The organism is Micromonospora sp. NBC_00362, from assembly GCF_026342155.1.
Classification (GTDB): domain Bacteria; phylum Actinomycetota; class Actinomycetes; order Mycobacteriales; family Micromonosporaceae; genus Micromonospora; species Micromonospora hortensis.
This window is the reverse complement of sequence record NZ_JAPENH010000001.1, coordinates 1,909,163-1,931,468: the sequence shown is the minus strand read 5'-3', so window position 1 is coordinate 1,931,468 and position 22,306 is coordinate 1,909,163. Positions and strand designations below refer to the sequence as shown.

The following is a 22,306-nucleotide window of genomic DNA, read 5'->3' as shown; positions in this document are numbered from 1 at the left end:
TCACGGGCGTTGACACGTACGTGTCAAGCGGCCAGGGGTTGGACCGCGCGAGCGGCGGTGAGTTCGTCGGCCAGGGCGTCGATGCCGGCCAGGTGCTGGGCGCGGGCCATGGCGGCGGCGGTGTTGGCGAGCAGTGCGTCGCCGGTGGTGATCCATCCGGTTGCCTGGTAGCCGAGTTCGTAGATGACCCGCTCGGTCTGCTCGTCGTCCCAGGTGTGCGGGTGGCCTTCGGTGCGTCGCCAGATGGTGCGCTGGAAGCGGAGGAAGCCGAGGGTGACGGAGAAGGCGCGGCTTTTGGTGGCGATGTGTCCGCCGTAGCCGAACTGGTGCGCCCAGCGGCGAAGCCGGGCGTAGTTGGGGTGCTCTCCGATGTCCCAGCAGGCGCGGATGAGCCGTCCGAGGTGGGTGCCCGGGTCGCCGTGAACTTCTACGGAGAGGTCGTCGACGCGGCGCAGGCTCAGGCCGGTTACCTCGGTGCTCTTGGTGACGTACTTGGCGATGTACCCGGTGATCTGAGCGAGGTTGACCTCATGGCCGGGTGCGTTGACGTGCTTGAGGTCCAGGCCCTTGTCACCCCACGCGATGTGCCAGCCCTGCCCGCCGTTGTTGGGGTGCGCAGCCGAGGTGTAAGAGGTCTTGACGAACGCGGTTCGGACGGCGGCCTCGAACATGTCCCGGGTGATGGCGCGGGGCGGGGGCACGATGGCCTCGGGGCAGTCGGGGTTGTAGCCGTCGAGGCGGATGAGGGCGTGGTAGTGGATGACGCCGCGTACCTGGAATTCGTAGACCTTGATGTAGCGGCGGCGCAGGTCCACGCCGTGGGCGCGGCCGAGGCGGCGTAGTTCCCGGTCGGCTTGTTGGATGGTGCGGCGCCACAGTTCGGGTGCTTCGTGGTTCCAGACGACTTGGCCGGTGTGGTCGTAGCAGTCCAGGCACAACGGTTGCCCGAGGTGGGTGTCTGCGGCCTTGTGGCGTTGCCCGCAGCGCAGTTCCTGGCCGTGGGGGCAGGTGCGGCCAAAGGGGTGGCAGACCGAGGGCCGGCAGGTGCAGCCGTCCTTCTTGCGGCAGTCCGCTGCGTGGACCTTCACGACCCGGTGGTGCACCGGTCCGAACGAGGGGGCGGTGGCGGTCAGGAAGATGGCGATGTGTTCGTTGAGCGGTGGTAGTCCCCAGCGGTCGCCTTGAAGGCCGGCTTTGATGAGGTGGTAGGTGTCGCGGCGGTACAGCTCGGCGCAGGATGGGCAGACCGAAGCGCGGCGGTTGCCGCAGGGGGTGTAGATCGTGCCGTCGGGCATGTCCTCGGTGTCGACGGTGGCCATGCGGTTGCCGTCGGCGTCGTTGACGTGGATCTGCCCGGCCAGCCGAATCGGGTGCTTGCACGCCGACGCGGCGCGGACGTGGCCGAGCCATTCGGAGTAGTTCGGGTCCTGGGCGCGGGCGCGGCCGGATGCGACGGTGCGGGGGTCGTGGCCGCGTACCCATCCATCGGCGGCAGGGTTGCGCGGGCCGGTGGTGGGGGTAGCCCATGGCCAGTAGGCGGCGGACTCAGCGGAGGCTCCCGTGCCCGAAACCGTGGTGGTTTCGGGCGCGAGAGGCAGCGTCGAGGACGTCACGCGGTGGCTCCAACAGCGGTGCCGTTGTGGTGCTTGTCGTTGGTGCTCGGTTGGGTGTTGAGGGCCGTCAGGATGTCGGCGGCCGTGTGGGTAGGTACGCGCAGTCGCACAGCGAGCTGGCCGGCGGTGATGGGCTCACCGTGGGCCTTCTCGTGGGCGCTGGCGACGATCCGGGCTCCGGAGAGCAGCGCGGGCGCAGGGCCAGCAGTTACCGCAGGCGCGGCGGGTGCCGGGGTCGGGTCCTTCTCGGTGGTGTCCGGGGTGGGCTCGACCGTCGTCGGGGTGTCGGTGTCTTCGCCAGAGGTGGGCAGGGTTGCGGATTCGTGGACAGGTGCGGCGATCTCGGGTGCGGGGTTGGTGGCCGGAGTCGCGGCGGCCGGGCGGACCGTCGGCGAGGCGGGGATGTCGAGTGACGACGCCTCGGCGAGGGTGGCCGGCGCAGGTGCCGGGACAGTTCCAGTGGGCCGGGTGTTGGTGTGTTTGCTGGCGAGCAGGGCGGCGGTGGCCATGAGCATCAGGCCATCGACGGCGACGGGACCGAACCAGATGACGAGGGTTCCTTCGTCGTAGTGACGCAGGAGTCCGGACAGGTGTTGGTAGGACACGAACGCGGCGACCAGGGCGACGGGCGGCATCCCGACCCAGCGCAGTACGTCCCAGCCCCAGCCCGAAGGCCACGGGGTGCGGGCAAGGATCTCAATGGCGATGAACAGGAACAGCGGCCAGACGATCGCGGAGACAACCGCGCCGGGCTCAGGGGTCCAGTCCAGCGGCGCGCCCTTTGGCGGGACAAAGGAATGGGCGATGTTCGCGGCGACGGAGACGAGTCCGCCGAGGATCAAGCCGAGGTAGGCCCAGCGGGTAGGACGAAGGTTCGTCGTGGTCATGAGTTCACCTCAGGGGTGCAGTCGAGGCACGCATTCGTGCGACGGGGGATGTAGTAGGGCTGGACCTGGCCGCAGTCGGGGCAGGTACGCCGCGCGGTGAGCGCTTTGTCGATAGCCGCCAGTTGGGCGGGGGTGGCGGTGCGCTTGGGCATCGCGAGGTCGAGGCGGAACAGGTAGGCGACGCGCTTGCCGCGACGCCAGAGGATTTGCGCGGCGGGGTCTTGGCCGCCGGGGCGCAGGTCGCGGGCACGTAGTTGCCGGCGGGTCAGCAGGTCGCCGGGTGCGAACTTGTAGGGGTAGGTCGGCAGGCCGTAGCGCTCGCCGGTCGGGTCGTAAAAGACCATCGGGTCCTCCGAGTCGTCGTCGGCCTGGTCGTCGCCGGCAGGAGTGCTGCCGGTGGCGAAGGTGGGGTGTTCGTAGGTGTCGCGGTCGATGTCCTCGGGCAGGAACGCCGCCGAGCAGACCGCGCAGACGATCGGGCCTTCCTCGAAGGCGGCGGTGGAGATGCGCAGCTTGCGGGGGCACTCGCATTCGCACGAGGCGCCGTTGTTGTTGTTCGTGCGGGTCTTGCCTTCCCCGGTCGGTTCGGGGTGGCGGTAGAACCGCAGCGCCTCAGTCAGGCCGGTGATGGTGGCCTTGTAGCGGGCGCGGGTGAGGTCGGTCAGGGTGCAGGGCGAGTAGCCGAGCTTGTCGTCCTTGGTCGTGGACAGGCCGAGTTCGGCGGCGAGGGTGGCGAACTTCTTGTTGTGCCAGCGGCCCTGCCGGGAGGTGTCTTGGATGCCTCGCACGTCGGCGAGGGCGTGGGTTGCTTCGTGCAGGAGCGTGGTGAACACGGCTTCCGGTTCGCGGGACAGGCCCTCACCGGAGATGAGGATTTCGGGCAGTTGCTGCTCGCCGGCTTGCCAGCGAAGGGCGGCGAAGTGGCCCCACTTCATGCCCTGGTTCGCTTTGGTGGGGGAGCCGGAGCCGACCACGAGAACAGCGGCCGGAACTTCGGAGTGCTGGTCGCGGATGGCCGCCCAGGCGGCTTCCAGCGCGCCGACGAGTGCGGCGGTGGAGATGTCGTTTTGACACGTACGTGTCATGTCAGTGATCTCGACAGCGGTGTTCATGCGGCCCTCCAAGTGGTTGGGGCGGCGGCGAGGGGACTGGTCGGACGGGCCAGGTCACGGGGCCGGTCAGCGGGCCGCGTAGCGGCGGTGGTGTCGGCGGTGTCCGTGAAGACGGCGGTTGTCCGCCGGTTCGCGCGGGCGGCATACATGGCGAGGTCGGCGTGGTGCAGCCAGACCGTGGCGGGCTGGCCTGTGTGGGCCAGGACCGCGCCGAGAGTCGCGCCGGCGGCCAGGGCTCGGCCGTGGTAGCTGACCGGGGTGGTCAGCCGGTTGTGGATGTGGGTGAGCCAGTCGGCCAGCCAGGTGGCGGCGTCGTCGCGGCGGGTGGCGGGGCCGGTGGTGATGAGGGCGAATTCGTCGCCGCCGAGGCGGGCGCAGATGCCGGCGGGGCCGGCGATGCCGGTCAGCCGGGCGGCGACCGACGTGAGGATGTGGTCCCCGGCGTCGTGGCCGTGGGTGTCGTTGACCTTCTTGAAGCCCACCAGGTCGACCAGGACGACCGCGACAGGGCAGCCGTTGGTGTGGGCGGTGGTGATGAACGAGTCGGCGACGGCCGACAGGCCAGCGCGGTTGGGGATGCCGGTCAGCGGGTCGTGACAGGCGGCGTGCCGGACAGTGGCGAGTTCCGCCCGCAGGCTGTGACGGGCGGTCAGGTAGCCGGCGGTAGCGGCGGCGCTGATGGCGCTGGCGGTGGCCAGGGCGCGCAGTCGGGGAGTCATCGGGTCACCTCCGGAAGGGCGGTCGACAGGCGCTTGCCGGTCAGGTCCAGGAGCTGGTTCGGCGTCAGCGCATCAATCGCGCCAGGGATCTCGTGGCGGCGGCGACGCAGCAGAGGCCGCACGACGGCGGCGCTCGGGCACAGCGGTGCCTTCTCGCTGTAGGGGTGACCGCAGGTCGGGCAGGTCAGCGGAACCGGCAGATTGGCCGGGGTGTGCGCAGCCCAGATGGTGACGAGCTGGGCGACGGTGACGCCCATGCCAGCGGTCAACAGCCGGCGGTCCAGGCGGGCGCTCACTGCGCTGCCCGCCAGACGAGGAACCCGGCGCGGGTCGGCAGCCGTTCCTGGCTGTACTCGTGCTCGGCGTAGGTTTCGAGCTGGTCTTCGGTGGCGTGGGTCCAGTCGTAGTCATCGGCGCAGGCGCGCAAGATGTCCAGGACATCGGCCAGGGTTTGGGAGGCGTCGTCGTTCCAGTCCGCGACGATCGCCGTGTAGGAGTCCGACACCGGGCTGTCGAAGTGGGGCTCGATCGAGTGCCCGCCCTGGCGGAGGAAGTCGGCCAGGCAGATGGCGGTGGTGTCCCAGAGGTCGGCGGCGGCACCGTTGCCGTAGTACCGGTCCTCGATGGCCACGGGACGGCCGTAGACGGCCATGGCGATGGCACCGAGGGTGCAGGCCGGCGGGAACGCCGGGTTCTCGGCCAGCTCGTAGGGGTCGCCCTGGGTCCAGCCTCGAAGTTCGAGGTAGCGGGCGGCGCAGCGCAGGGTGTCGGCCGGGGTCAGGTCGGCCAGCGCGGCGGGGGTGGTGGGCTGTTTTTGGGTAGGGTTCATGGCGGCCACGTCCTTTCGTGGGCGGTGGTTGGGTCGGCGAGCCGGGGTTGCTTCTCAGGGCTGGTCCCGGTTCGTCGGCCGCTTCTATCGGTGGTGCAGGTGGAGCCGAAGAACCACCCGCTGCCTGCCGTCACTGACAAGAGCGGGTGCGGAGCGGAAGACGAGCGCGCCCGACTGGCGGGCGATGACGGTGAGTGCGGCGATGTCCTCGCCCTCGCCGACGAGCACGAGGTCCAGGACCCGGGTCGAGACAGCGGTCCGGGTTTTCATGCCGCGACCTTCGCGGCGGACTCGGCGGGGGCGACGAGGCCGCTACGGCGGCGGGTCCAGGTGGCGTAGTCGGCGACGCGGATGATGTCGGCGTCGGTCATGTAGGCGGCCTTCACGCGGGTGGGGATGCCGCCTTCGGCGATGAGGTAGCCCTCGCCCTGGTTGTTCGGGTCGATGCTGTTGGAGGAGAAGCCGCGGGCGTACCAGCCGTGGCCGAGCACGATGTCGGAGGACACGTCGTTGGTGCAGCGGCCGGCGAACCGCCACGCGAACAGGTCGCGCAGTGACGGCGGGATGATGTCCGAGGACGGGCGCTGCGTGGCGGCGGCGACGATGATGCCCACGGCGCGGCCCCGGGCGACGATGTCGCGCAGCAGCGCGGCGAACAGGTCCTGGTCCTTCTTGTCTCCGGCGGTGGCGGAGAAGTAGGCGATCTCGTCGCAGGCCACGAGGATCTGACCGAACAGATCGTTCGGGCCGATCTTCCGGCGACGCCGGGCCAGCAGGAACGAGTACCGGTTGTCCATCACCACCTGGACGCGGCGCAGGGTGCGGATGGCGTGGTCCATGTCCGGGCCGACGAACACGTCGGCGGCGTCCTTCCACAAACCCAGTTCGACCTGCTTGCCATCCAGCAGGCACAACCGGACGTCCGGGCATAGGGCCGCGTGCCCGACGATGGTGTTCAACAGGCTGGATTTGCCCGCGCCGGGTTCGCCGCCGATGAGGATGTTGCGGTAGATCATCGGCAGGTAGGCCGGGTGGCCGAACTCGTCGATGCCGAGGAAGACCGGGTCGAAGATGGACAGGCCCGCGCCGACCGGCACCGTCTGCGGCGCGTCTGGCTGCGAGGGCAGTTCGATGGTGTCCGTGAGGTCCATGGATGGCTCCCGGGGTCGGTTGACACCTACGTGTCAAAGGCGGGTGGGGGATGGGTGAGGCGCGGACACTTGACCCGTCAGGGGTGCTTGGTCCGCGCCGTCCCGGTGGTTAGGCGTAGTCGGAGGGGTCGAACCCGTTCGGGCTCGTCGTGGTGGTGGGGTTGCGCGGCTTGCGCTGGCGGGGAGTGTCGATCGGGGTGACCGGCACGTCGGGTACGTCGGGCAGGTCCAGGCCGACAGGCGGCATGCCCGGAGAGGTGGGGGCGTTGGCCGGGATGTCCGTGGGGACGTAGTCCGGCAGCGGCGACACAACGGTGTGCGCCAAGGGTTCGCGGCGGGTGATGTCCAGCCGGATGAACGCGGCGTACTTGCGGCCGGCGCGCATGACGCGGACCTCGTTGGCCCAGCACGCCACGGCGAGTTTCTGCATCTGGCCGTCCTGCTCCAGATCCCGCAGAGACAGCCCGGGGCGCAGCCACACCCAGACCCGTTCACCGGCCGGGGTCGGCTTGGCGAGCAGGATCAGCGGCAGCGAGCCGTGCCGGTTCGTGGCGATGAACGCCGCGAAGCACAACCGCAGCCGGTGCCGGACGATCAGGCACCAGATCCAGGCCATGACCCGACGACGAACCGGGCTGATGGCGGCGGGGACGCCGACGACCAGGGCGACGATGAGCAGCGAGCCCCACAGCGGGGTCGACTGCATCAAAGTGGTCCAGCCGTAGACGGCAGCCAGGCCGAGCAGGATCTCCGGCAGCCAGTGCCAGAAGACCCGCAGGACCGGCCACGCCACGATCAGCGCGAACAGCACCGCGCCGAGCACCGCGCCGAGGATGACACCGAGCAGCCCACCCAGGATCGGATGCATGTACTCCGAGGCCACCGTGGCGGCCAGCAGGCCGACCACACCGAGGGTGACCCAGAACGCGATAGTGGCCCGACGACGATACGAGCGGGCAACCGGCGCTTCGATGACAGTGACGTTGTTGCCCCCACGGTTCGACCAGCCGAACGGGGACCTCTGGCTAGACTTGGACACGACAAGTCCTCCCTACCTAGGGACCTTGTTGGACAGGACGCGGGGTCGCAGACGACGCCAATCAACGGCGACCCCGTGTCCACATCTCGCTTCTGTGGAGCCGATCGAGGAACCAGCCGCTAGGCGGCGGTGGTGTCCACCGGCGTCAGGCCCATGGCCCGGAACGCCACACCGTGACGCGCCTTACCGTCGCGCTCGTTGAACCACGGCAGCGCCTCCAGCTCGACCGGGTTGACCGGCTGACGCACCGTGACGGCCGGCATCACCGGGCTGACCACGGTCACCTTGATGACCTCGGCGGCACCCTCCGACAGCGCGTACAGCTCGACCGCCCACATCGGGGCCTTCGTCTCCCGGTCGAACTTCTGCTGACCCGTCTGGTCCAGCTTCGGAACCGGGTTCACCGCGACCTCGTACGACACCCGCGAGGTGTCCAGCAGCAGACGTCCCATGACTGACTCCTTCATCTCGTGAGCTGAGCCCTTACGGCGGGCCAGTCGCGTCCTCTCTGGACGGCAGCTCTTGTGCAATCAGGTTCCGTCGATCGGTAGTGACGAGTTCACCACCAGACATGGACGAGTAGGGACGTCCTTGCTACGCTAAGTCGTCCCCCAAAGTTGTCCCCGACAGTCGATGGGCAGGAGACGCGATGCCGAACGATCGCCTTCGCAACGGGCTGCTCAAGAAGGGCCTCACGTCGGCGATGCTTGCCGACAAGCTGGGTGTTGACCCGAAGACCGTTGAGCGGTGGATCACGCAGATCCGCAACCCGTACCCGCGCTATCGCCGCACCATCGCCGAGCTGCTCGACGAGAGCGAGTCGTACCTTTGGCCGGACGCCCTGCCGACGCAGCGAGCCATGCAGGTCAGCCAGTCAGAGGTCGTCCACATCTACCCGCGCCGCGGAGCCGTCCCCACCGACCTATGGCAGCGGCTCCTGGAACAGGCCACCCGACAGGTCGGCGTCCTCGTCTACGGGGGACTGTTCTTGCCCGAGTTCAACCACCGCTGGGTTCCGACGCTCCGCGAGAAGGCGTTGGCCGGCGCCCAGGTTGAGTTGCTATTCGGCGACCCGGAGGGCGAGCACATCGCCGAACGCGGGGACGACGAGGGCATCGGCCCAGCCATGTCAAACAAGATCCTGAACGCGTTGGCCTTCTATAAAGACCTACGGGACCTGGACAACGTCGGGATCTACTATCACGACACCATCCTCTACAACTCCATCTACCGCTTCGACGACGAGATGCTGGTCAACACCCACCTCTACGGCACACCGGCTGCGTACGCACCAGTGCTGCACCTGCGGCGGCTCGGCGGCGGGGACCTGTTCGACAGTTACGTCGCCAGCTTCAATCGCGTTCTCGGGAAGAAACGGGCCGTCTGGCCTGAACACTGAGCCGCCGGCAGTGAGAGGCTAGAGCCATGGCCCGGATCGAACACTTCAACAACCCGAACGCCCCGAAGCCGAACAGCATCGTCGTAGCCGTGACCGTCTTCGTGCAAGACGAGCAGGGGCGGGTGCTGCTCATTCAACGCACCGACAACGGGCTGTGGGCGCTACCGGGCGGTGCCCAGGACTTCGGCGAGTACATCGCCGAGGCGGCTGTCCGGGAGACGCGCGAGGAGACGGGCATTGTCGTCGAGGTGACTGGCGTGGTCGGTATCTACACCAACCCGAACCACGTTGTGGAGTACAGCGACGGTGAGGTGCGGCAACAGTTCTCGATTTGCTTTCGAGGTCGCTACATGAGTGGGGAGCCCGCGACAAGCGACGAGTCGTCGGCGGTGCGCTGGGTCGGACACGATGAACTTGACGAATTAATGATCCATCCGTCGATGCGACTGCGAATTGATACTGGCTTTGAGCGACGGAGCGAGCCCTACATAGGGTAGGCGGCCATCCGGTCCTGCGTCCGACTAACTGCCTCTAGTAACGCCGGCTCGGCTCTCTGCCAGAACCGTGTGACGATGCTGTCGGGGCCGTACCGTCTACGGATTTCGGCTAGCCTTTCTCCCACCGCGAGGTCCTGGCCGTCCGGTCCTGTCGTCATGTCTGCGTACCACAGAGCGTCGGACGTCGGCGACTCTTCTTGAGGGAACTCCGAGCGTAGGACTTGTCCCAAGCCCCGCTCGTCTGCCTCGTATGAAGCGCAAGAGTGATGGGCGATCAGGCTTGCAAGCCGCCGATCGGCGGCGCCATGGCGCAGTAGCCAACGAGCACCGTCGAGCGAGTGAAAGCCGGTCGCGACGATTTCAGGCGCATAACCCACGTCGTGCAGCCAGGCAGCGGCGATAAGCGTCTCCGCATCTTGACCAACCAACGGGCTGAGCTTCTGAGCCTTCGCAGCAACCGACCGGACATGCTGCCAACGCCGAGGTAACGCAGTTGCGAGGTGTTGTTCAGCCAGCCTGGCCGCCCGCTCGACGGTTCCTACCATGTCGAGAGCCTAGGGCTCGCGGAACTCAGGCGCTAGGTCGATCCCCTCTTCCAAGACGGACAGTCGATACCTAGAGTAGTCGGATCGACAGTTTCCGTAGTGGGCGGAGGTGCCGCGTGGCTCAAGGTGGTCGCTCAGATCAGGCGCGACAGTTGGCGGCGGAACGGCGAGAGGCTGACCGGCTGGCACGGGAAGTCGCCCGTCAGTCCAGAGAGCAGCAAAAGGCTCGACAGGCGGAGCATGTCGCGAAGCAGCAGCGCCTGGCCGAGACGAGAACTTCAGCGGTGGCCAAGGAAATCGAACTACTTGAGAAAATCCTCGGGAATGTACTAAATCTCCCAACGTTGTCTTTTGCCGGACTTAAGGCGAAGTTTGAACCGCCGACTTTTCAGCCAGGGGCCCTGGCAACGCCTCTTGCTGAACCAGTGTGGCAGCAGTATGCCCCTGTCGAGCCCCGAGGTTTTGGACGATTGTTCGGCGGAATGAGCCGGTATCATCGAACCCTCGCCCAAGCGCGACGCTCATTCGAAACTGCAACCGTCGACTTTCAGCGGGCCGAGGGCGAACGTTTGCGTAAGCTGGCGGTGGCCCAAGCTGAGCACCATCGAAAGGTAGAAGACGCCCGCGCCGCTGCTAACCTGTACAACAACAATCTGGATGCTCGTCGACAAGGGTTCGTGCTGGGGGAAGCCGAAGCTGTCGAGTGGTTTGTAGATAAGGTGCTTTGGGCTTCTACGTATCCTAAGAGTTTTCCACGTAAGTGGCAGATTGCGTACCGGCCCGAAAACCGAGACGTGGTTGTTGAGTTCGAGTTGCCAGCGCAGCAGGTTGTGCCGAACGTTCGAGAGTACCGTTTCGTAAAGAGCCGCGATTCTGTGGATCCTGTTCCTAGGCCGGTGACAGAGGTCAAGCAACGGTACGCGCGACTCATCGCGTCTATGGCGCTCAGGACGCTACACGAAATTTTCCGCAGCACGCCGACCGAGGTCGTCGAGGCTGTGGTATTTAACGGTCGCGTAAGCACCACAGACAGAGCCACTGGTAAGAAAGCTCGACCACACCTCATCAGCGTCGAAGCTGAGCGGTCCGCATTCGCCGATCTGAACTTAGCCGAAGTGGATCCTGCTGCGTGTCTCAAGTACCTCAATGCGTTGGTGTCGCCAAACCCGTTTGACCTGGAAGCGGTCGAACCGTTTATTGCCTTTGATCTCAAAAGATTCAGGTTCGTCGACGCTGCAGACGAACTGGCCGGCCTCGACTCTCGGCGGAATCTGTTGAAACTGTCGCCAACTGAGTTCGAGCATTTAGTCAAGGACCTTTTTGCGGCGATGGGGGCAGAGGCTTGGCGGACGGTCCCGTCGAAAGATGGGGGCGTAGACGCCGTCGCAACGAGCAAGAACTTGTTCTTCGGCGGGGTTTGCCTGATACAGGCCAAGAGGTGGACCAAGCTTGTTGGGCTTGACGCTGTGCACGCGCTTACAGGCGTGATGACTGATCACAACGCCACCACCGGTGTACTCGTAACTACATCGTGGTTTAGCCGGACCAGCGAGCAGTTCGCGCAGCGGAACCGAATCACCCTGATCAACGGTGCCGAGCTGAAACACCTAATCAAGGAGCACTTGGGATTTGATGTAATCCCGGGAACAAGTCCGCCAACTAGGATCCGCGCGTCCGACAACAACCAGACTGGCCGGCCCGGACCAGCCGGGTAGATAAGCGTCGAAGCAATTGGGGGGCAGCATGTCCACCGACGCAGCTGGCTGACGCGCGACGAGTGTTCATGTGAGAACTTTCTGTACGAGATCAAGGCGGCCCGCTTCGCAGGCCGCTCGCGCCGCCGACCAGGGGCCGACCCAACCGGGCCGCCGATCGGGGACCCCGCGCCCCTTAGCGCAAGCGCACGGGGCGCACCCCGAACGGTTCCAGCCCCGCCGGCGGCGCGACATACGAAGAAGCCCCGGGCCGCCATGAGTGATGGCAGGTCCGGGGCTTCGCATGTTGAGGGTGACGACCAGGGCGTGCCTCCGGCGGGGCGCTCGCGCGCTCTGGGATGGTTGGCGCCATCCCGGCAACCTTCGTCCGGGCGAAGCCGAGCAGGTGTGGCCTGCCTGGTCAAGGTCGTTCAGACGGTGGGGTGCTCCACCTTGACCAGGCAGGCCACACCTGCTCCAACGGTGTGCGGACGAAGGCCGACGGGATGGTGAGGGGGGTTGATTGAGTCCCCACGGCGGGCAGCGTACTGAAGCTTTAGTCGGCGTCGCGGCGTCTAATTGAGTGCCCTGCCGCCGCTCAGTCTCTAATATCCAGGGCGGGCCTAAAGGCCGGATGGACCGTGAACGCCGAGACTCTGCGCAGATTACTGACGTGGTCGGCAAAACTGGGCTGATCGTTATTGTAAATCGCGGGCTCGTCCACCTGTCGACGTTCAGAACCTATTGCCTCATCTACAGTGGTAATGCACCCGATGAATCCGATGTTGTGAAGAAGTCGAATTAGCGGTTGGTGGACCTCGGCAGCGTCATCCGAGCTGGACGCCGACCAAAGCGGCTCTGCGATGGGAGTTAACCAAATTCGTCCGGGGAAATCGGGCTCCGCAATCAGGACGGCACACTCGGCCAGTCGTTTCCTCATCTCATCCCAATCGAGAGTGTTGGGAGAGCGAGTGAATGCGGCAAGTAGTTCCTCGATGCCGGGATAGGTGGGCTTCCATTCATCCCGTAACGCGAGGAGTCGGTTCTTAGAGTAAGCGGACTCGGCCGACTGGATTGCTGTCCACGTTAGCTTCTCTTTGCCGTTCGAGAGCGTAAAGCATTCGTTCAGGAACGCGATAGCATCACGTGGCCGAAGCAGTGTTCGGTTGAGGATATAGTCTAGTGGGTTTCCTCTAGTGGGGTTCGTGCGGGGAAGAAGCTCATCCATCGACTTGACGTCCGTCAGGCCGTGGCGTTGGGCGGCCGTACTAACACGATTATCTAGAAGGTCGCGCAACTCGTTCTTCGACCATCTAAGCGTGTGGCTGAGGCCGCGGAACTTCTCTTCTTGCCCGCCGGTCCTGCCAAAATCGAGAGCTTCGAAGATGTTTGTCCGAAGTGCGACCAAGATTTTGAGATTTTCAACCCGCTTGAGATCCATTACCGCACGAAAAAGGCACCGTATGAGATCGTTGGTGATCTGCTCGTCCGCCCAATCGCGGTCAAGGTCATCAATGACGATATAAGTGTAATGCTGGGCGGAATCGAGGATGTCCTCGTTTAAGACGCGTTCCATTTTGTTTAGGCGAGGTAACTGTGTTTCATTCACCAGGCGCTGGAAGCGATTGACTAGCTCTCTTCGTTTCTCCCCCGATTCTATCACCGTGTCACCAGCGTTTCCGTTGAAACTCGCCAATCCGGCTCCGATCTTCGCGCCGGCTTCGGCCTTTACTTGCGTTTCGAATTTTTCAATGATCTCCTTGACCCGCTCGTCCGTTTCCTGCCAAAACTTTCCGTCGAAGTCCTCTAGATACTTCAGCGCCTCCTGTTTGCTCTTGTCTCGCTTAATTTTATCCATCAGTCCGTGCAGGAAGCGCTGCTTTGCTTCGGGGGAGTCTACCTGGTAGCGATGTTTGACGATTTCAATTATTAGGACGTGCTTCCAGAGTGCAATAAATAGTGGATCCAGGTGAACGTCCAGCGATTTCAGGAAACGCACTACTTGCAACTCTGCGATGTAAGTCAATGATAGATCTTCTGGGCTTAGCCGAATTAGGTGATCGTTATGTTCGAACTCCATCTGGCGAAAAAGTGCAGACTTGCCGCTTCCGGTGCGTCCAATCAGGAAGCACCGCTGATCATCACGGGACACGATTGCCCGGTATAACCACGTCTCGTAGAACGCCTCACGAAGCAGGCCGTCGTACTCGGCGGCACCCTCACCTAACGTGAACTCGTTTCGAATCCGCCGCTTGGGCTGCCGCATCGCCACTGAGTACCTCCGGAGTCCCCACGTTTTGATAAGAGAGGCAGACGCTATCGGAGATCGCGAGAGCTCAGGAACCCCTCATGCGGTCATACCTGGGTCCACTTCCGACCCCTGGACGCACTGACGGCGGTTATGCAGGCTTGGCCGAAGGTGGCCTCCCAAAAGATCATCTCTTAGAGTCGCAGGTGTATGGGGTTCAGACCGCGCGCCAGTAGAAGCGGTGGCAGGGCTGGCGGGGGAGTGGTGCGACCTCGGGTGACTTTCGGTAGTACAGCAGCGATGTACAGCAACCGACAGAACCACATCGGGCCGCTACAACGTCAACCCGGCTGTCATGCAGCGGTGCGGACCTCACCGGACCACCTTGCCGAGGTCTGGGGGTCAAGGGGTCGTCGGTTCGAATCCGGCCGTCCCGACCGATTGACCTGGGGAGATGAAGATCTTCTCGGGTAACGGCGGTAACATCCGGTAACGGATGATCTTTGGTGGCGGTAACCGGATGGACGGTTGGCCGCCGTCGTGCGTGCCGTAGAGCGCCCTGACCTGCCGTTTCATCCGCGTTCTGGATGGAGCGGCATTCGGTCCCTTGATTCCGTGTTTAGTGCGGAGGTGCCCAGGCGTCGCTGCGGTGGTCATCCGCCTTGAACGGTCCAATCCATCATTGGCAAGCTCAGCCTGCCTGCCTGCCGCCGGGTGGCTTTCTGTCGGTCAAGGCCGTAACGGGCGCTGGCCGAGGTTGGTGGTGCGGCCGATCGTGGATTTGAGGCTGAGAGTTCGGTCGATCCGCCCGGCGGTGTTGATGGCGGTTGCAGCCCGGACGGGTCGCAGGCCCAGTTGCCATCACGTTTTTAGCGGCGGGACCATCGATGCAGCGTTGGCCGCAGGATGTAGTTGGGCTAGATCAACCTACCGTGCGCCGGGTGCGCCACCTCCGACATGCGCCCAAGGCTCTAGTTCTCGCACCCTATAGATGGCTTGATCGCAACGGTGCCAGATGCGTGTCAACGTCGCGGGACTGGGGTCGGTAGGTTGGTGCCACTCAGAACATCGCGAGAGGGCATCCATGTACAACCTGCTTGTGGGCTTTCCTGATGGGACTGCTTTCGGAGGCCGTGTGGTTGAGCACACGGACGATGCCGTTCGGGCCTACATCGCCCCAGTGGGCGCGTAGATACCTCTCGGCTACTGAATCTACCCACCTTGGTGATGCCCGAACTCGGTGACCACGAGCCCCAGGTTGCTCGTGTTGGACACATCGAGAACCTGATATTGTCCGGCAGCGAATACCGCTTTCGATTCGTGCCCAACCCATTAGCCACCGAGATCCCACTCACGCGGATAGAGGAACTAGCGCAATACTTAGGGATCACCGGATGGGAGTTCAACCGGACCCACTGGGCGGTGAAAGACGTGGACCTGTATCGCGTCCTTAACGGCACCGTTGCGGGTGCGGCCCCTGCTCCCAGAGTGTTCCGGCTGCCAACTGAGGTCCGGAAAGAGGCTGACCTGGTTGCCGTTATGATGCCGTTTGACTCACGGTTTGATCGCGTATATGAGACGTTACGCCATGCGGCCGGAGATGCTGGTCTGCGGTGTCACCGTGCTGATGACATCTGGGTTAATGACCACATCATGGATGATGTCATCAGCCTTATCTGGAGGGCGCGGGCCGTGATCTCCGACTTCACCCTGAGAAACGCTAATGTCTTCTATGAGACGGGTATTGCCCATACCTTGGGACGTGATGTCATCCAGATCACCCAGTCGGCCAATGATGTTCCCTTTGATCTGTGCTCTATTCGCTCTGTGCAGTATTTGGACAACGGTGAGGGCCTCTTGCGCCTAAGAGAGCGGGTCGCGGACAGGCTAGGGAATCTCGTCAACCGCGTCGAGGCCTCGTGACCGCGAGGCCCGACGGCCGGGCTGACTCCTGCCAGACGCACACCGAGACCACCACTACGCTCCTGGCATGACGTCGAGCCTTGAGGTTGCTTGGGCGCAACAGAGTGTCTGGTCCGAGACTGCCGACAAGCTTAAGAGGCGGCTGCAGAATGGCCGGCGCGCCGCGCTAGGGCTATCCATCGGCGGCGCCCTGCTGTCCGCCACCGCGGCCACCGTCGGTCTCGCGTCTGCACTCGGCAAGGTTGCCGCCTTCAGCGGCGCAGTGTGCGTCGGGCTTGCCGGGCTCGCCGGGAACGCGGTTGGGCCGCGGACGATGCGTGACTGGACTCGCGCACGGTCCGTCTCCGAGGCGCTCAAGTCTGTGATCTATACGTCGTTGGCCGGCTACCCACCTGCTGATTTCGACAAAGTGGTGCGTGACATTGACGCCGACGCGGCTGATCTCCAGCAGTACCGAGCCGGGGTCGTGCCGAAGCAGCGGCCGCTACCTTCTGTGCACGATCTTCAGTCGTACTTGGAGAACCGGGTCTTCGCGCAGATCACCGTTTACTACCAGAGAAACGCCCGCAGTCTCGTCCGTACGCTCAAACGTTTCCGCCTCATCTCGATGGGACTGGCATTGCTCGGCCTAGTGCTCGGCGTGGCAGCCGGTACCTGGGAGGTCGATCGGCTGGCAGGGTGGGTGCCTGTGGTCACCACGGTCGGTACGGCGGTGGCGACGCACGTGGCAGCTGAGCGGTACTCGTACATGTTGGTCGAATATTCGCGTACCGCCGACGAACTGCAGCGCATCCGCGACCGCAGCGGCCGGATCGCGTCGATGACTGACGAGGAGCTGGTCAAGCACGCCGAGAACGTGATCTCGATTCAGAACGAGGGCTGGATGGCCAAGCTCAACGAGGCAGAGGACTCAACACCCTGAGCAGAGCCTCAAGGATCCGCACGTCCTCGTCGTCGGGCGTGGTTTCGCGCCAGCGCTCGGCAACCGGCGTCATCTTGACGAGCGTAACCTCGACCTGTCAGAACTGTGGCTACACCGAGGCTGGCAAGGCTGAAACTTCGATGGCGACGGATCCTCTCAGGGGATACCGCTAACCTCCATGATCGCGTTTCAGCGCCTGCCCGCGTCGCGAGCCAGCGGCGCCTCACGCCCCACACCAGACCCGTACCGATCCGCCCCTGACACCGGCCGTCGGAGCGTACGTCTGCAGGTTGACCTAGGCAGGCAGCATCCTCATCGCCGGGCCGCTCCTGGTTTGGCAACCGTCCACTCAGCACTGGCGCGGGCCCAGTGACCGAGTCCGGCAGGCCAGGCCAACGATGTCACCGCATCGATCGCCACCACAGCCATCGCGGCGACGACCGCTGATTGCGACGCAACGCACGGAATGACAAGGGCCGCCGCGCTCTGCTGCCGGACAGCCTCCCGCTATGGGGAAGTCATCGTCACGCCTGCGAGTCGTCGGAGGGTGACCACGCGTAGAGAAGTGTGCCGCCACGCGTCAGGTCTGGCGCGACGCTCTCTTCATCCAGGAGGTCCACCCGAACGAGGACGGCGAACTGTTCAGCACCCTCGAAACGTGCGTCGAGGAAGCCCGAGTTTCGCTCTCGCACCAGCGGGTCCGTGAGTGCCCGTATTGCGCTGATGGTGCCGTGCCCGGTTATGCCGCTCACCACGATCAATGTTCTGGCGGGATTCCATGGGTTGGGTGCACGGGCTATCAGGGCGACGTCGCCCTGTCCGGCAGGGTTCTCCACATCTACGCTGGCAGGTCGGTGCTCCGTGACCGCGCCGTCGGACGTGGTGGTTACCCAGAAGCCCTCGTGGGACCGGTGCACAGGGAAGGCCGGGCGATGCAGCAAGGCTGCCGAAAACTCCTCGTATGAGCCGCCCACCAGCAGGATGTGGCGGTACAGATCCTCCTGGCGGACCTCGGACGGGGTGACGATGATGACGAGCCGGTGCGGGGCATACGATCGCAGCGTCGTGATGATCTCGCGGACTGCTACTACGTCGTCGCCTTGATCCAGGACGTCGTCCGACACGGTAGCCGGGATGATGCAGACCCCGTCCGGCGTGGGGTAGTGCAGGAATCCGACATCGGGGGAAGCCGCTGCAACAATCACTTGGTCGATGCGACCCTGCGGAGATGCGGTACCCGGAAGACCGGCAGCTCCCGGACCCGTCAGCGCAATAACCTCGCTGCTAGCGGTTGATATGTGGACTGGACCAGGGCCGACCGGAACGCTGATTGAGCCGCCTTCGGGGATCAGCACCGTCCTCGGCCCCTGAGGCAGGGTGCCCGGCTCGTTCAGAAGAACTATCCGTGGAACAGTCGCCGGCACCAGCAGCGTCCTGTCACCCGCGCCCTGACGGATCGTGATTCCGTCTGCTGACCGCTCTGCGGATAGCTCGACGGCCGGTAGGACATGGGCGATCAGGGCGACGTCCTCTATCGTTAGTTCGCTCGGCTGCACCTCGCCGTCGGAAGCCGGCACCCATTCGTCGCCACACAAGCGGCGCTGACTCCGCACAACCTGCGTGAGCTTCCAGGCCGCAGAGGTCGATCTGGCCTCAGCAGGCAGGCGGTCCCAGGCTCCGGCGAACCAATCGGCAAGGCCGGTCCGCTTCTCCTCGATTAAGGAACGCAACGCGGCGTGCAGCAGACGGTCGGCATGATCGGCCGCCGATGCGGGATCGATGACCGAGAGCCAGGCTATGGACTCCTCGATGCGCAACGGCGGCGGAAGGTGGGCATGCAAGTCGCTGATGATGTCACCGACCCGGCGGATTGGGTCCTGCTGCGTGCTTTCGCGGATGCGCTGCGCCAGCCCTTCGCGTAGGCATTGCAAGCGGTCCGGCTGCAGGCTGATTGCCCCCGGATTCCGTCCCCCTACAAGATCGCTGAACCACAGGTCTGCCTCAGCGCTGCTGTCCAAATGGCCAGCCACCTGCAGGCGGACAGCCCGAATCAGCTCGGGTTCGATCCGCGTCGCGGTGCTTAGCAGCTGTCCAAGCTCTTCGGCTGCCGAGACGGCGCGGACGGCCGGAGCAGCGGTGGTCACCAACGCGTCGGCGGCGACGCAGCGGTAGGCCGGGATCGCCGGTCCCACTGAACGATGTGCACGTGCGAGCGCGCCCATCGCGGCCACCGGGCCAGCGGATAGGGCACCAGCGCGGTGTAGTCGACGCCGGCGGCACGGGCCATGGTGAAGAACCGGTGCCATTCGGCCGCCTGAGCGCGGAATTGGTCCATTGCGAAACCCCCGATCCCGAAGTCGGTGATCAGCAAAATGGGAATCCCTCCCGGCGTGGGTGTGTAGGGCCGCCACCTGCGGGCTGGGCCCGATCCGATACCTCGGGTTGGCACAGCTTCGAAGTAGCGCACCTTCATCCGGTCTGGACCGACGAGCTGGCGGACCACCTCGATCACCGCCTCGTGGTCGCGGGCATACGGCTGCATGCCGGGCCCGCGGTCAATCAGGATTTCCACCCCGAAGCGCAGGGTCGGACGGCGGCGGCGAGGCAGCTCGTCTATGCCCCGGGCCTTGCTCATTCGTCGCACTGCAGATGCAACATCGACGTCGCCCTCCGTGACCATCTGTCGTACGGCCAGGCGCAGGATGGTGGCGGCGTACCGGGGTGCGAGCAACGGGGCGGGGCGAGGTAGCGGACCGGTGCGAGGACGCTGCTTGGGGAGCGGGTCGACGGGCCAATGCAATTCGGGGATAGTGTCCGACTGCAACTGTTCGGCACGGCTAAGCATTTCATTCGGCCTGCGGCTAGGTGAGCCCGTCGGTTTGACTGTGGCCTTCGTGGGAGTTCCATCGGCAGCGGGAGCCTCCTGCGCCGCCGGATCACCGTCGGTCTCCGTAGAAGCGCCTGGGGCGGCTGCGACCTTGCCGCCCATTGAACGGAGATTCAGTAGGCGGGCCACCTGTAGCTGTCTACTCTGGTCCTGCGTATCGACGGCCATGCAGGCACGCACGAAGTCGCCGAGCCAAACCATGCTGGTCACGACCACGGACCCCCTGGTTTGACCATGACAAGTTGCCGCATCTGGTCCCACTGAGGGCTGTCCACAGTAATACCGAGGCTGCGGCAAGCACGAAGGGCATCGAGGAACTCTGCTGTGCTGGGTGCGCGGAGACCCTCCCGATCGGCGTGACTGCGAGCGTTGAGCAAGTCTGCGGCGATGGCGTTCGCCAGCGCCAGGTCCGGCGCGCTCCAGCCACCTTCGTAGGTCTCGAGGTGCATCCGGGCGATGGTCACCAGTCGATCCTGGTCCGGGCGCGGCGCCACAGCGACCACGCACCGGCGAAGGAACGCCTCCGGCAGCGGCCGCTCCTCATTGGTGGTGACCACGATCAGGTACCGGCCGAGCGGACTCTGCCCGGGCTTCGCCGGCGCTTCCTTGCGGATGGTGGTACGGATGTCTGTCACCGTGAACTGGTGAGAGCCGAGCGGCACCAGCAGATTATTCGGTAGGTCCGGTTCTGACTTGTCGATCTCGTCGATCAGGACCACCGCGTGGTCGGTCGACGGCTCATCGCCGTCATGCACCAGCAGCTGCGGATCCTCGGCGGAGGCCGCGCCGGACCCATCGCCCAGCCGTCCCCGGCATGAGGCGGACCGCGGTGCGAAGGCCCACCACAGCACACCCGGCTCCACGTAGTCGTGGTCGTCCAGCTCTCCTGCGGACCGGTTTTGGGCATCAGCGAGCTTCCGGACCGCATCGAATGTCCAGAGTAAGTCCCGCGCCTCGGTGCGTGACGTCACGATGTGCTCGTAGTACCGCCAGGTACGCTGGCGGGCCACGTAGGCGGCCAGTGAAGACTTGCCGGATCCAGGTTCACCGCGCAACAACAATGGCCTCCCGGTAGCCAGCGCGACGTCGACAGCGAGCTTCAGATTGTCGGTGATGGCGTACACCCGGCCATCCCGATGATCCGGGATGTCCGACGACTCCGTCGGGGCAGGCAGGTGCGGTGGTGTCATGCCACGTCTCCCCGCATGCTGGCCGGGAGCAGGCCCAGTAGATCCTCCACCAACCGGTGTGCCTTCAATTCATCCCCATTTCCCAACTCCGGCAGAAGGATAAAAGGCGTCTCGCCCAGCCAGCCCTGCACGGTGTGAGCGTTCATCTGCCCGCGGCCCGCCAGCAGCACAAGCGTCACCCAGTCAAACCGTTTCCGGAACAAAGCCACCGCCGTTCCTACGGTTCCCATGGCAGCAGAGCCCGAGTCCACAATCAGGAAACACGTTTCGCGGGGTCGTTCGAGGTCCTCCAGCGGCTCGTCCTCCGGGTGGTGCACCATCTGTCGCAGACCGCTCTCCATTGCGCCGATCAGGTCCCGCACCGGCTCGTCCCCCGGCACCGCCGCCGCCACCGCGACCCGGTATCCGATGACGGCGCGGCAGGTCGCCCGGTCGAAGTACTGACGCCCGGTGCGGAGCCACCTCGCGTTGAGCACCACCACGGGTCGCGGCTTAGCCCGAGCCGCCATGAGCAGGCGGTGGGCGGCTCCGGCATCTACCCAGCTCGGCAGTACCTCGCCGATAAACCGGCGGAACCGTTCGTCGATCAGCCGCCCGCGCATTCTGGCCGCGGCGCGGTGCACCCTGCCGTCCAGACCCTGATCGATCAACTGATGGGCGAGAAACCTGACCCTCTCGGGACGAACCTTGTAGGACACCCATTTTTTCGATTCGTCCAGTTCGCAGGCGGGCAGGTTGAGGTCATCGTCACTCAGGCTGCCGAGCTCGACGGCGACACGTTCCACCCAGTCGGACATGGGATCGGCCCCAAACGACAACATCTCCGGGATCCGGTCGATCACCTCACTGATCCGGCCCACGGCCTCTTCTAGCCCGTTCGCCGCATTGATGCGTTCGAAGTTCTGCTCCAGGAGGTCGCCGATGCCCGCCGCATGGATCTCGTCGCGAGCCACGCCGTCCAGCAGCACGGGGACGATCGTCAGGTCCGAGCCCAGGGCGAACCGCCAAAGCAAAATGTTAACCTCTTTGATCACCCAGCGTGAGGCGAGTGCAGGGCGATCGATCAGCACTACCGCTGCCCGGCATCCAGCAAGCTCGTTGTTGATGACCGCTCGCCACGGGTCGGACGGTTCGATCACGTCATCGACGAACACCGTGTGGACCTTGAGCGCCGCGGCGATCGCGTCTCGAACCCCTCTCGTTTGCTTGTCGCACCGGCAGTAGCTGACGAACACCCGGGTCAACAGGGATCGGCCTATCGCCGGGTGACGGACGGGAGGAACACCTGGCGCACCTCTGTGTTGTGGTTCGGACTGTTCTGAATTCGAGATTGCCAACCATAACCCCTGGTGGTCAATAGTCCGGTTCGGGAGACAGTGTCAGCTGGTGGGTCGTTCAGAGGCCGTCCACAGCCTGAAGACTGACCCTGTCCCGGCGGGCGAGCTGCAGTACTTGTGGCGGTACACCCTGATCAGGTGTTCACCCGGACGACGAGCGGGGGCGGGCCAGAAGGTGCTGCGGGCGGCCGCGCCCAGCCTGGGTAACCATCCCCGGGTGGGATGCATCAAGTCGCGGCGATGTGGATGGAGCGACACGGCGAACCCTTGACCGTCCGCCGTAACGGAGTCGGTAACGACGACGGCCTTTCCTC

The 22,306-nt window shown here is 64.9% G+C and carries 21 protein-coding genes; 5 read left to right on the top strand and 16 right to left on the bottom strand.

Annotation, left to right across the window (positions count from 1 at the left end):
• Positions 1 to 23 precede the first annotated feature (23 nt).
• The 10 genes from OG992_RS08835 to OG992_RS08790 form a co-directional block, all read right to left on the bottom strand.
• Positions 24 to 1,613 carry a replication initiator gene (locus OG992_RS08835; RefSeq protein ID WP_266302962.1) on the bottom strand — a complete coding sequence of 530 codons (1,590 nt, stop codon included), beginning with the start codon at positions 1,611 to 1,613 and terminating at the stop codon, positions 24 to 26.
• Positions 1,610 to 2,500, bottom strand: coding sequence for a hypothetical protein (locus tag OG992_RS08830; RefSeq protein WP_266302961.1), 891 nt, complete (start codon positions 2,498 to 2,500; stop codon positions 1,610 to 1,612). Before OG992_RS08830 ends, OG992_RS08835 begins: the two co-directional genes overlap by 4 nt.
• Positions 2,497 to 2,844, bottom strand: a complete 348-nt coding sequence (locus OG992_RS08825; RefSeq protein ID WP_266305179.1) for an RRQRL motif-containing zinc-binding protein — start codon at positions 2,842 to 2,844, stop codon at positions 2,497 to 2,499. Before OG992_RS08825 ends, OG992_RS08830 begins: the two co-directional genes overlap by 4 nt.
• A 764-nt stretch (positions 2,845 to 3,608) precedes the next feature.
• On the bottom strand, positions 3,609 to 4,331 hold the full coding sequence (locus tag OG992_RS08820; RefSeq protein WP_266302960.1) for a GGDEF domain-containing protein: 723 nt from the start codon (positions 4,329 to 4,331) through the stop codon (positions 3,609 to 3,611).
• Entirely contained in the window at positions 4,328 to 4,627 is a 300-nt protein-coding gene (locus OG992_RS08815) for a hypothetical protein (RefSeq protein ID WP_266302959.1), read from the bottom strand. Before OG992_RS08815 ends, OG992_RS08820 begins: the two co-directional genes overlap by 4 nt.
• Positions 4,624 to 5,160, bottom strand: coding sequence for a hypothetical protein (locus tag OG992_RS08810; protein WP_266302958.1), 537 nt, complete (start codon positions 5,158 to 5,160; stop codon positions 4,624 to 4,626). The genes OG992_RS08815 and OG992_RS08810 overlap by 4 nt, the downstream gene beginning before the upstream one ends.
• Positions 5,161 to 5,244: 84 nt before the next feature.
• Positions 5,245 to 5,430, bottom strand: coding sequence for a hypothetical protein (locus OG992_RS08805; RefSeq protein ID WP_266302957.1), 186 nt, complete (start codon positions 5,428 to 5,430; stop codon positions 5,245 to 5,247).
• Positions 5,427 to 6,311, bottom strand: a complete 885-nt coding sequence (locus OG992_RS08800; protein WP_266302956.1) for an FtsK/SpoIIIE domain-containing protein — start codon at positions 6,309 to 6,311, stop codon at positions 5,427 to 5,429. Before OG992_RS08800 ends, OG992_RS08805 begins: the two co-directional genes overlap by 4 nt.
• Positions 6,312 to 6,420: 109 nt before the next feature.
• On the bottom strand, positions 6,421 to 7,350 hold the full coding sequence (locus tag OG992_RS08795) for a hypothetical protein (protein ID WP_266302955.1): 930 nt from the start codon (positions 7,348 to 7,350) through the stop codon (positions 6,421 to 6,423).
• A gap of 119 nt (positions 7,351 to 7,469) precedes the next feature.
• The gene (locus OG992_RS08790; RefSeq protein WP_266302954.1) at positions 7,470 to 7,802 is read right to left on the bottom strand and encodes a hypothetical protein; all 333 of its coding nucleotides are present in this window, start codon (positions 7,800 to 7,802) and stop codon (positions 7,470 to 7,472) included.
• A gap of 197 nt (positions 7,803 to 7,999) precedes the next feature.
• Between OG992_RS08790 and OG992_RS08785 the strand changes: the two genes are divergently transcribed.
• Both OG992_RS08785 and OG992_RS08780 read left to right on the top strand, forming a co-directional pair.
• A complete protein-coding gene (locus tag OG992_RS08785) occupies positions 8,000 to 8,749 on the top strand; it encodes a helix-turn-helix transcriptional regulator (RefSeq protein ID WP_266302953.1) in 750 nt (249 codons plus the stop codon).
• 26 nt (positions 8,750 to 8,775) lie between these two features.
• Positions 8,776 to 9,246: an NUDIX hydrolase gene (locus OG992_RS08780; protein WP_266302952.1), complete on the top strand. Its 471-nt coding sequence runs from the start codon at positions 8,776 to 8,778 to the stop codon at positions 9,244 to 9,246.
• Here the strand turns inward: OG992_RS08780 and OG992_RS08775 are convergent.
• Entirely contained in the window at positions 9,234 to 9,791 is a 558-nt protein-coding gene (locus tag OG992_RS08775; RefSeq protein ID WP_266302951.1) for an HD domain-containing protein, read from the bottom strand. The genes OG992_RS08780 and OG992_RS08775 overlap by 13 nt on opposite strands.
• 116 nt (positions 9,792 to 9,907) lie before the next feature.
• Between OG992_RS08775 and OG992_RS08770 the strand changes: the two genes are divergently transcribed.
• Positions 9,908 to 11,506 carry a restriction endonuclease gene (locus tag OG992_RS08770; RefSeq protein WP_266302950.1) on the top strand — a complete coding sequence of 533 codons (1,599 nt, stop codon included), beginning with the start codon at positions 9,908 to 9,910 and terminating at the stop codon, positions 11,504 to 11,506.
• Positions 11,507 to 12,083: 577 nt separating this feature from the next.
• On the opposite strand, the gene OG992_RS08765 is transcribed toward OG992_RS08770, so the two are convergent.
• Positions 12,084 to 13,751 carry a hypothetical protein gene (locus OG992_RS08765; RefSeq protein ID WP_266302949.1) on the bottom strand — a complete coding sequence of 556 codons (1,668 nt, stop codon included), beginning with the start codon at positions 13,749 to 13,751 and terminating at the stop codon, positions 12,084 to 12,086.
• 1,209 nt (positions 13,752 to 14,960) lie between these two features.
• Here OG992_RS08765 and OG992_RS08760 point away from each other — a divergent pair.
• Positions 14,961 to 15,656 carry a hypothetical protein gene (locus tag OG992_RS08760; RefSeq protein ID WP_266302948.1) on the top strand — a complete coding sequence of 232 codons (696 nt, stop codon included), beginning with the start codon at positions 14,961 to 14,963 and terminating at the stop codon, positions 15,654 to 15,656.
• Between the two features lie 67 nt (positions 15,657 to 15,723).
• Complete coding sequence (locus tag OG992_RS08755) at positions 15,724 to 16,578, top strand: DUF4231 domain-containing protein (RefSeq protein ID WP_266302947.1); 855 nt, start codon at positions 15,724 to 15,726, stop codon at positions 16,576 to 16,578.
• Between the two features lie 524 nt (positions 16,579 to 17,102).
• Here the strand turns inward: OG992_RS08755 and OG992_RS08750 are convergent.
• From OG992_RS08750 to OG992_RS08735, 4 genes are all read right to left on the bottom strand, one after another.
• The gene (locus OG992_RS08750) at positions 17,103 to 18,722 is read right to left on the bottom strand and encodes a hypothetical protein (protein WP_266302946.1); all 1,620 of its coding nucleotides are present in this window, start codon (positions 18,720 to 18,722) and stop codon (positions 17,103 to 17,105) included.
• Entirely contained in the window at positions 18,719 to 19,213 is a 495-nt protein-coding gene (locus OG992_RS08745) for a hypothetical protein (protein ID WP_266302945.1), read from the bottom strand. Before OG992_RS08745 ends, OG992_RS08750 begins: the two co-directional genes overlap by 4 nt.
• A gap of 458 nt (positions 19,214 to 19,671) precedes the next feature.
• Positions 19,672 to 20,655 (bottom strand): MoxR family ATPase, encoded by a 984-nt coding sequence (locus tag OG992_RS08740; protein WP_266302944.1) that lies wholly within the window; start codon positions 20,653 to 20,655, stop codon positions 19,672 to 19,674.
• Positions 20,652 to 21,890 carry a toll/interleukin-1 receptor domain-containing protein gene (locus tag OG992_RS08735; protein ID WP_266305178.1) on the bottom strand — a complete coding sequence of 413 codons (1,239 nt, stop codon included), beginning with the start codon at positions 21,888 to 21,890 and terminating at the stop codon, positions 20,652 to 20,654. The genes OG992_RS08740 and OG992_RS08735 overlap by 4 nt, the downstream gene beginning before the upstream one ends.
• Positions 21,891 to 22,306: the final 416 nt, after the last annotated feature.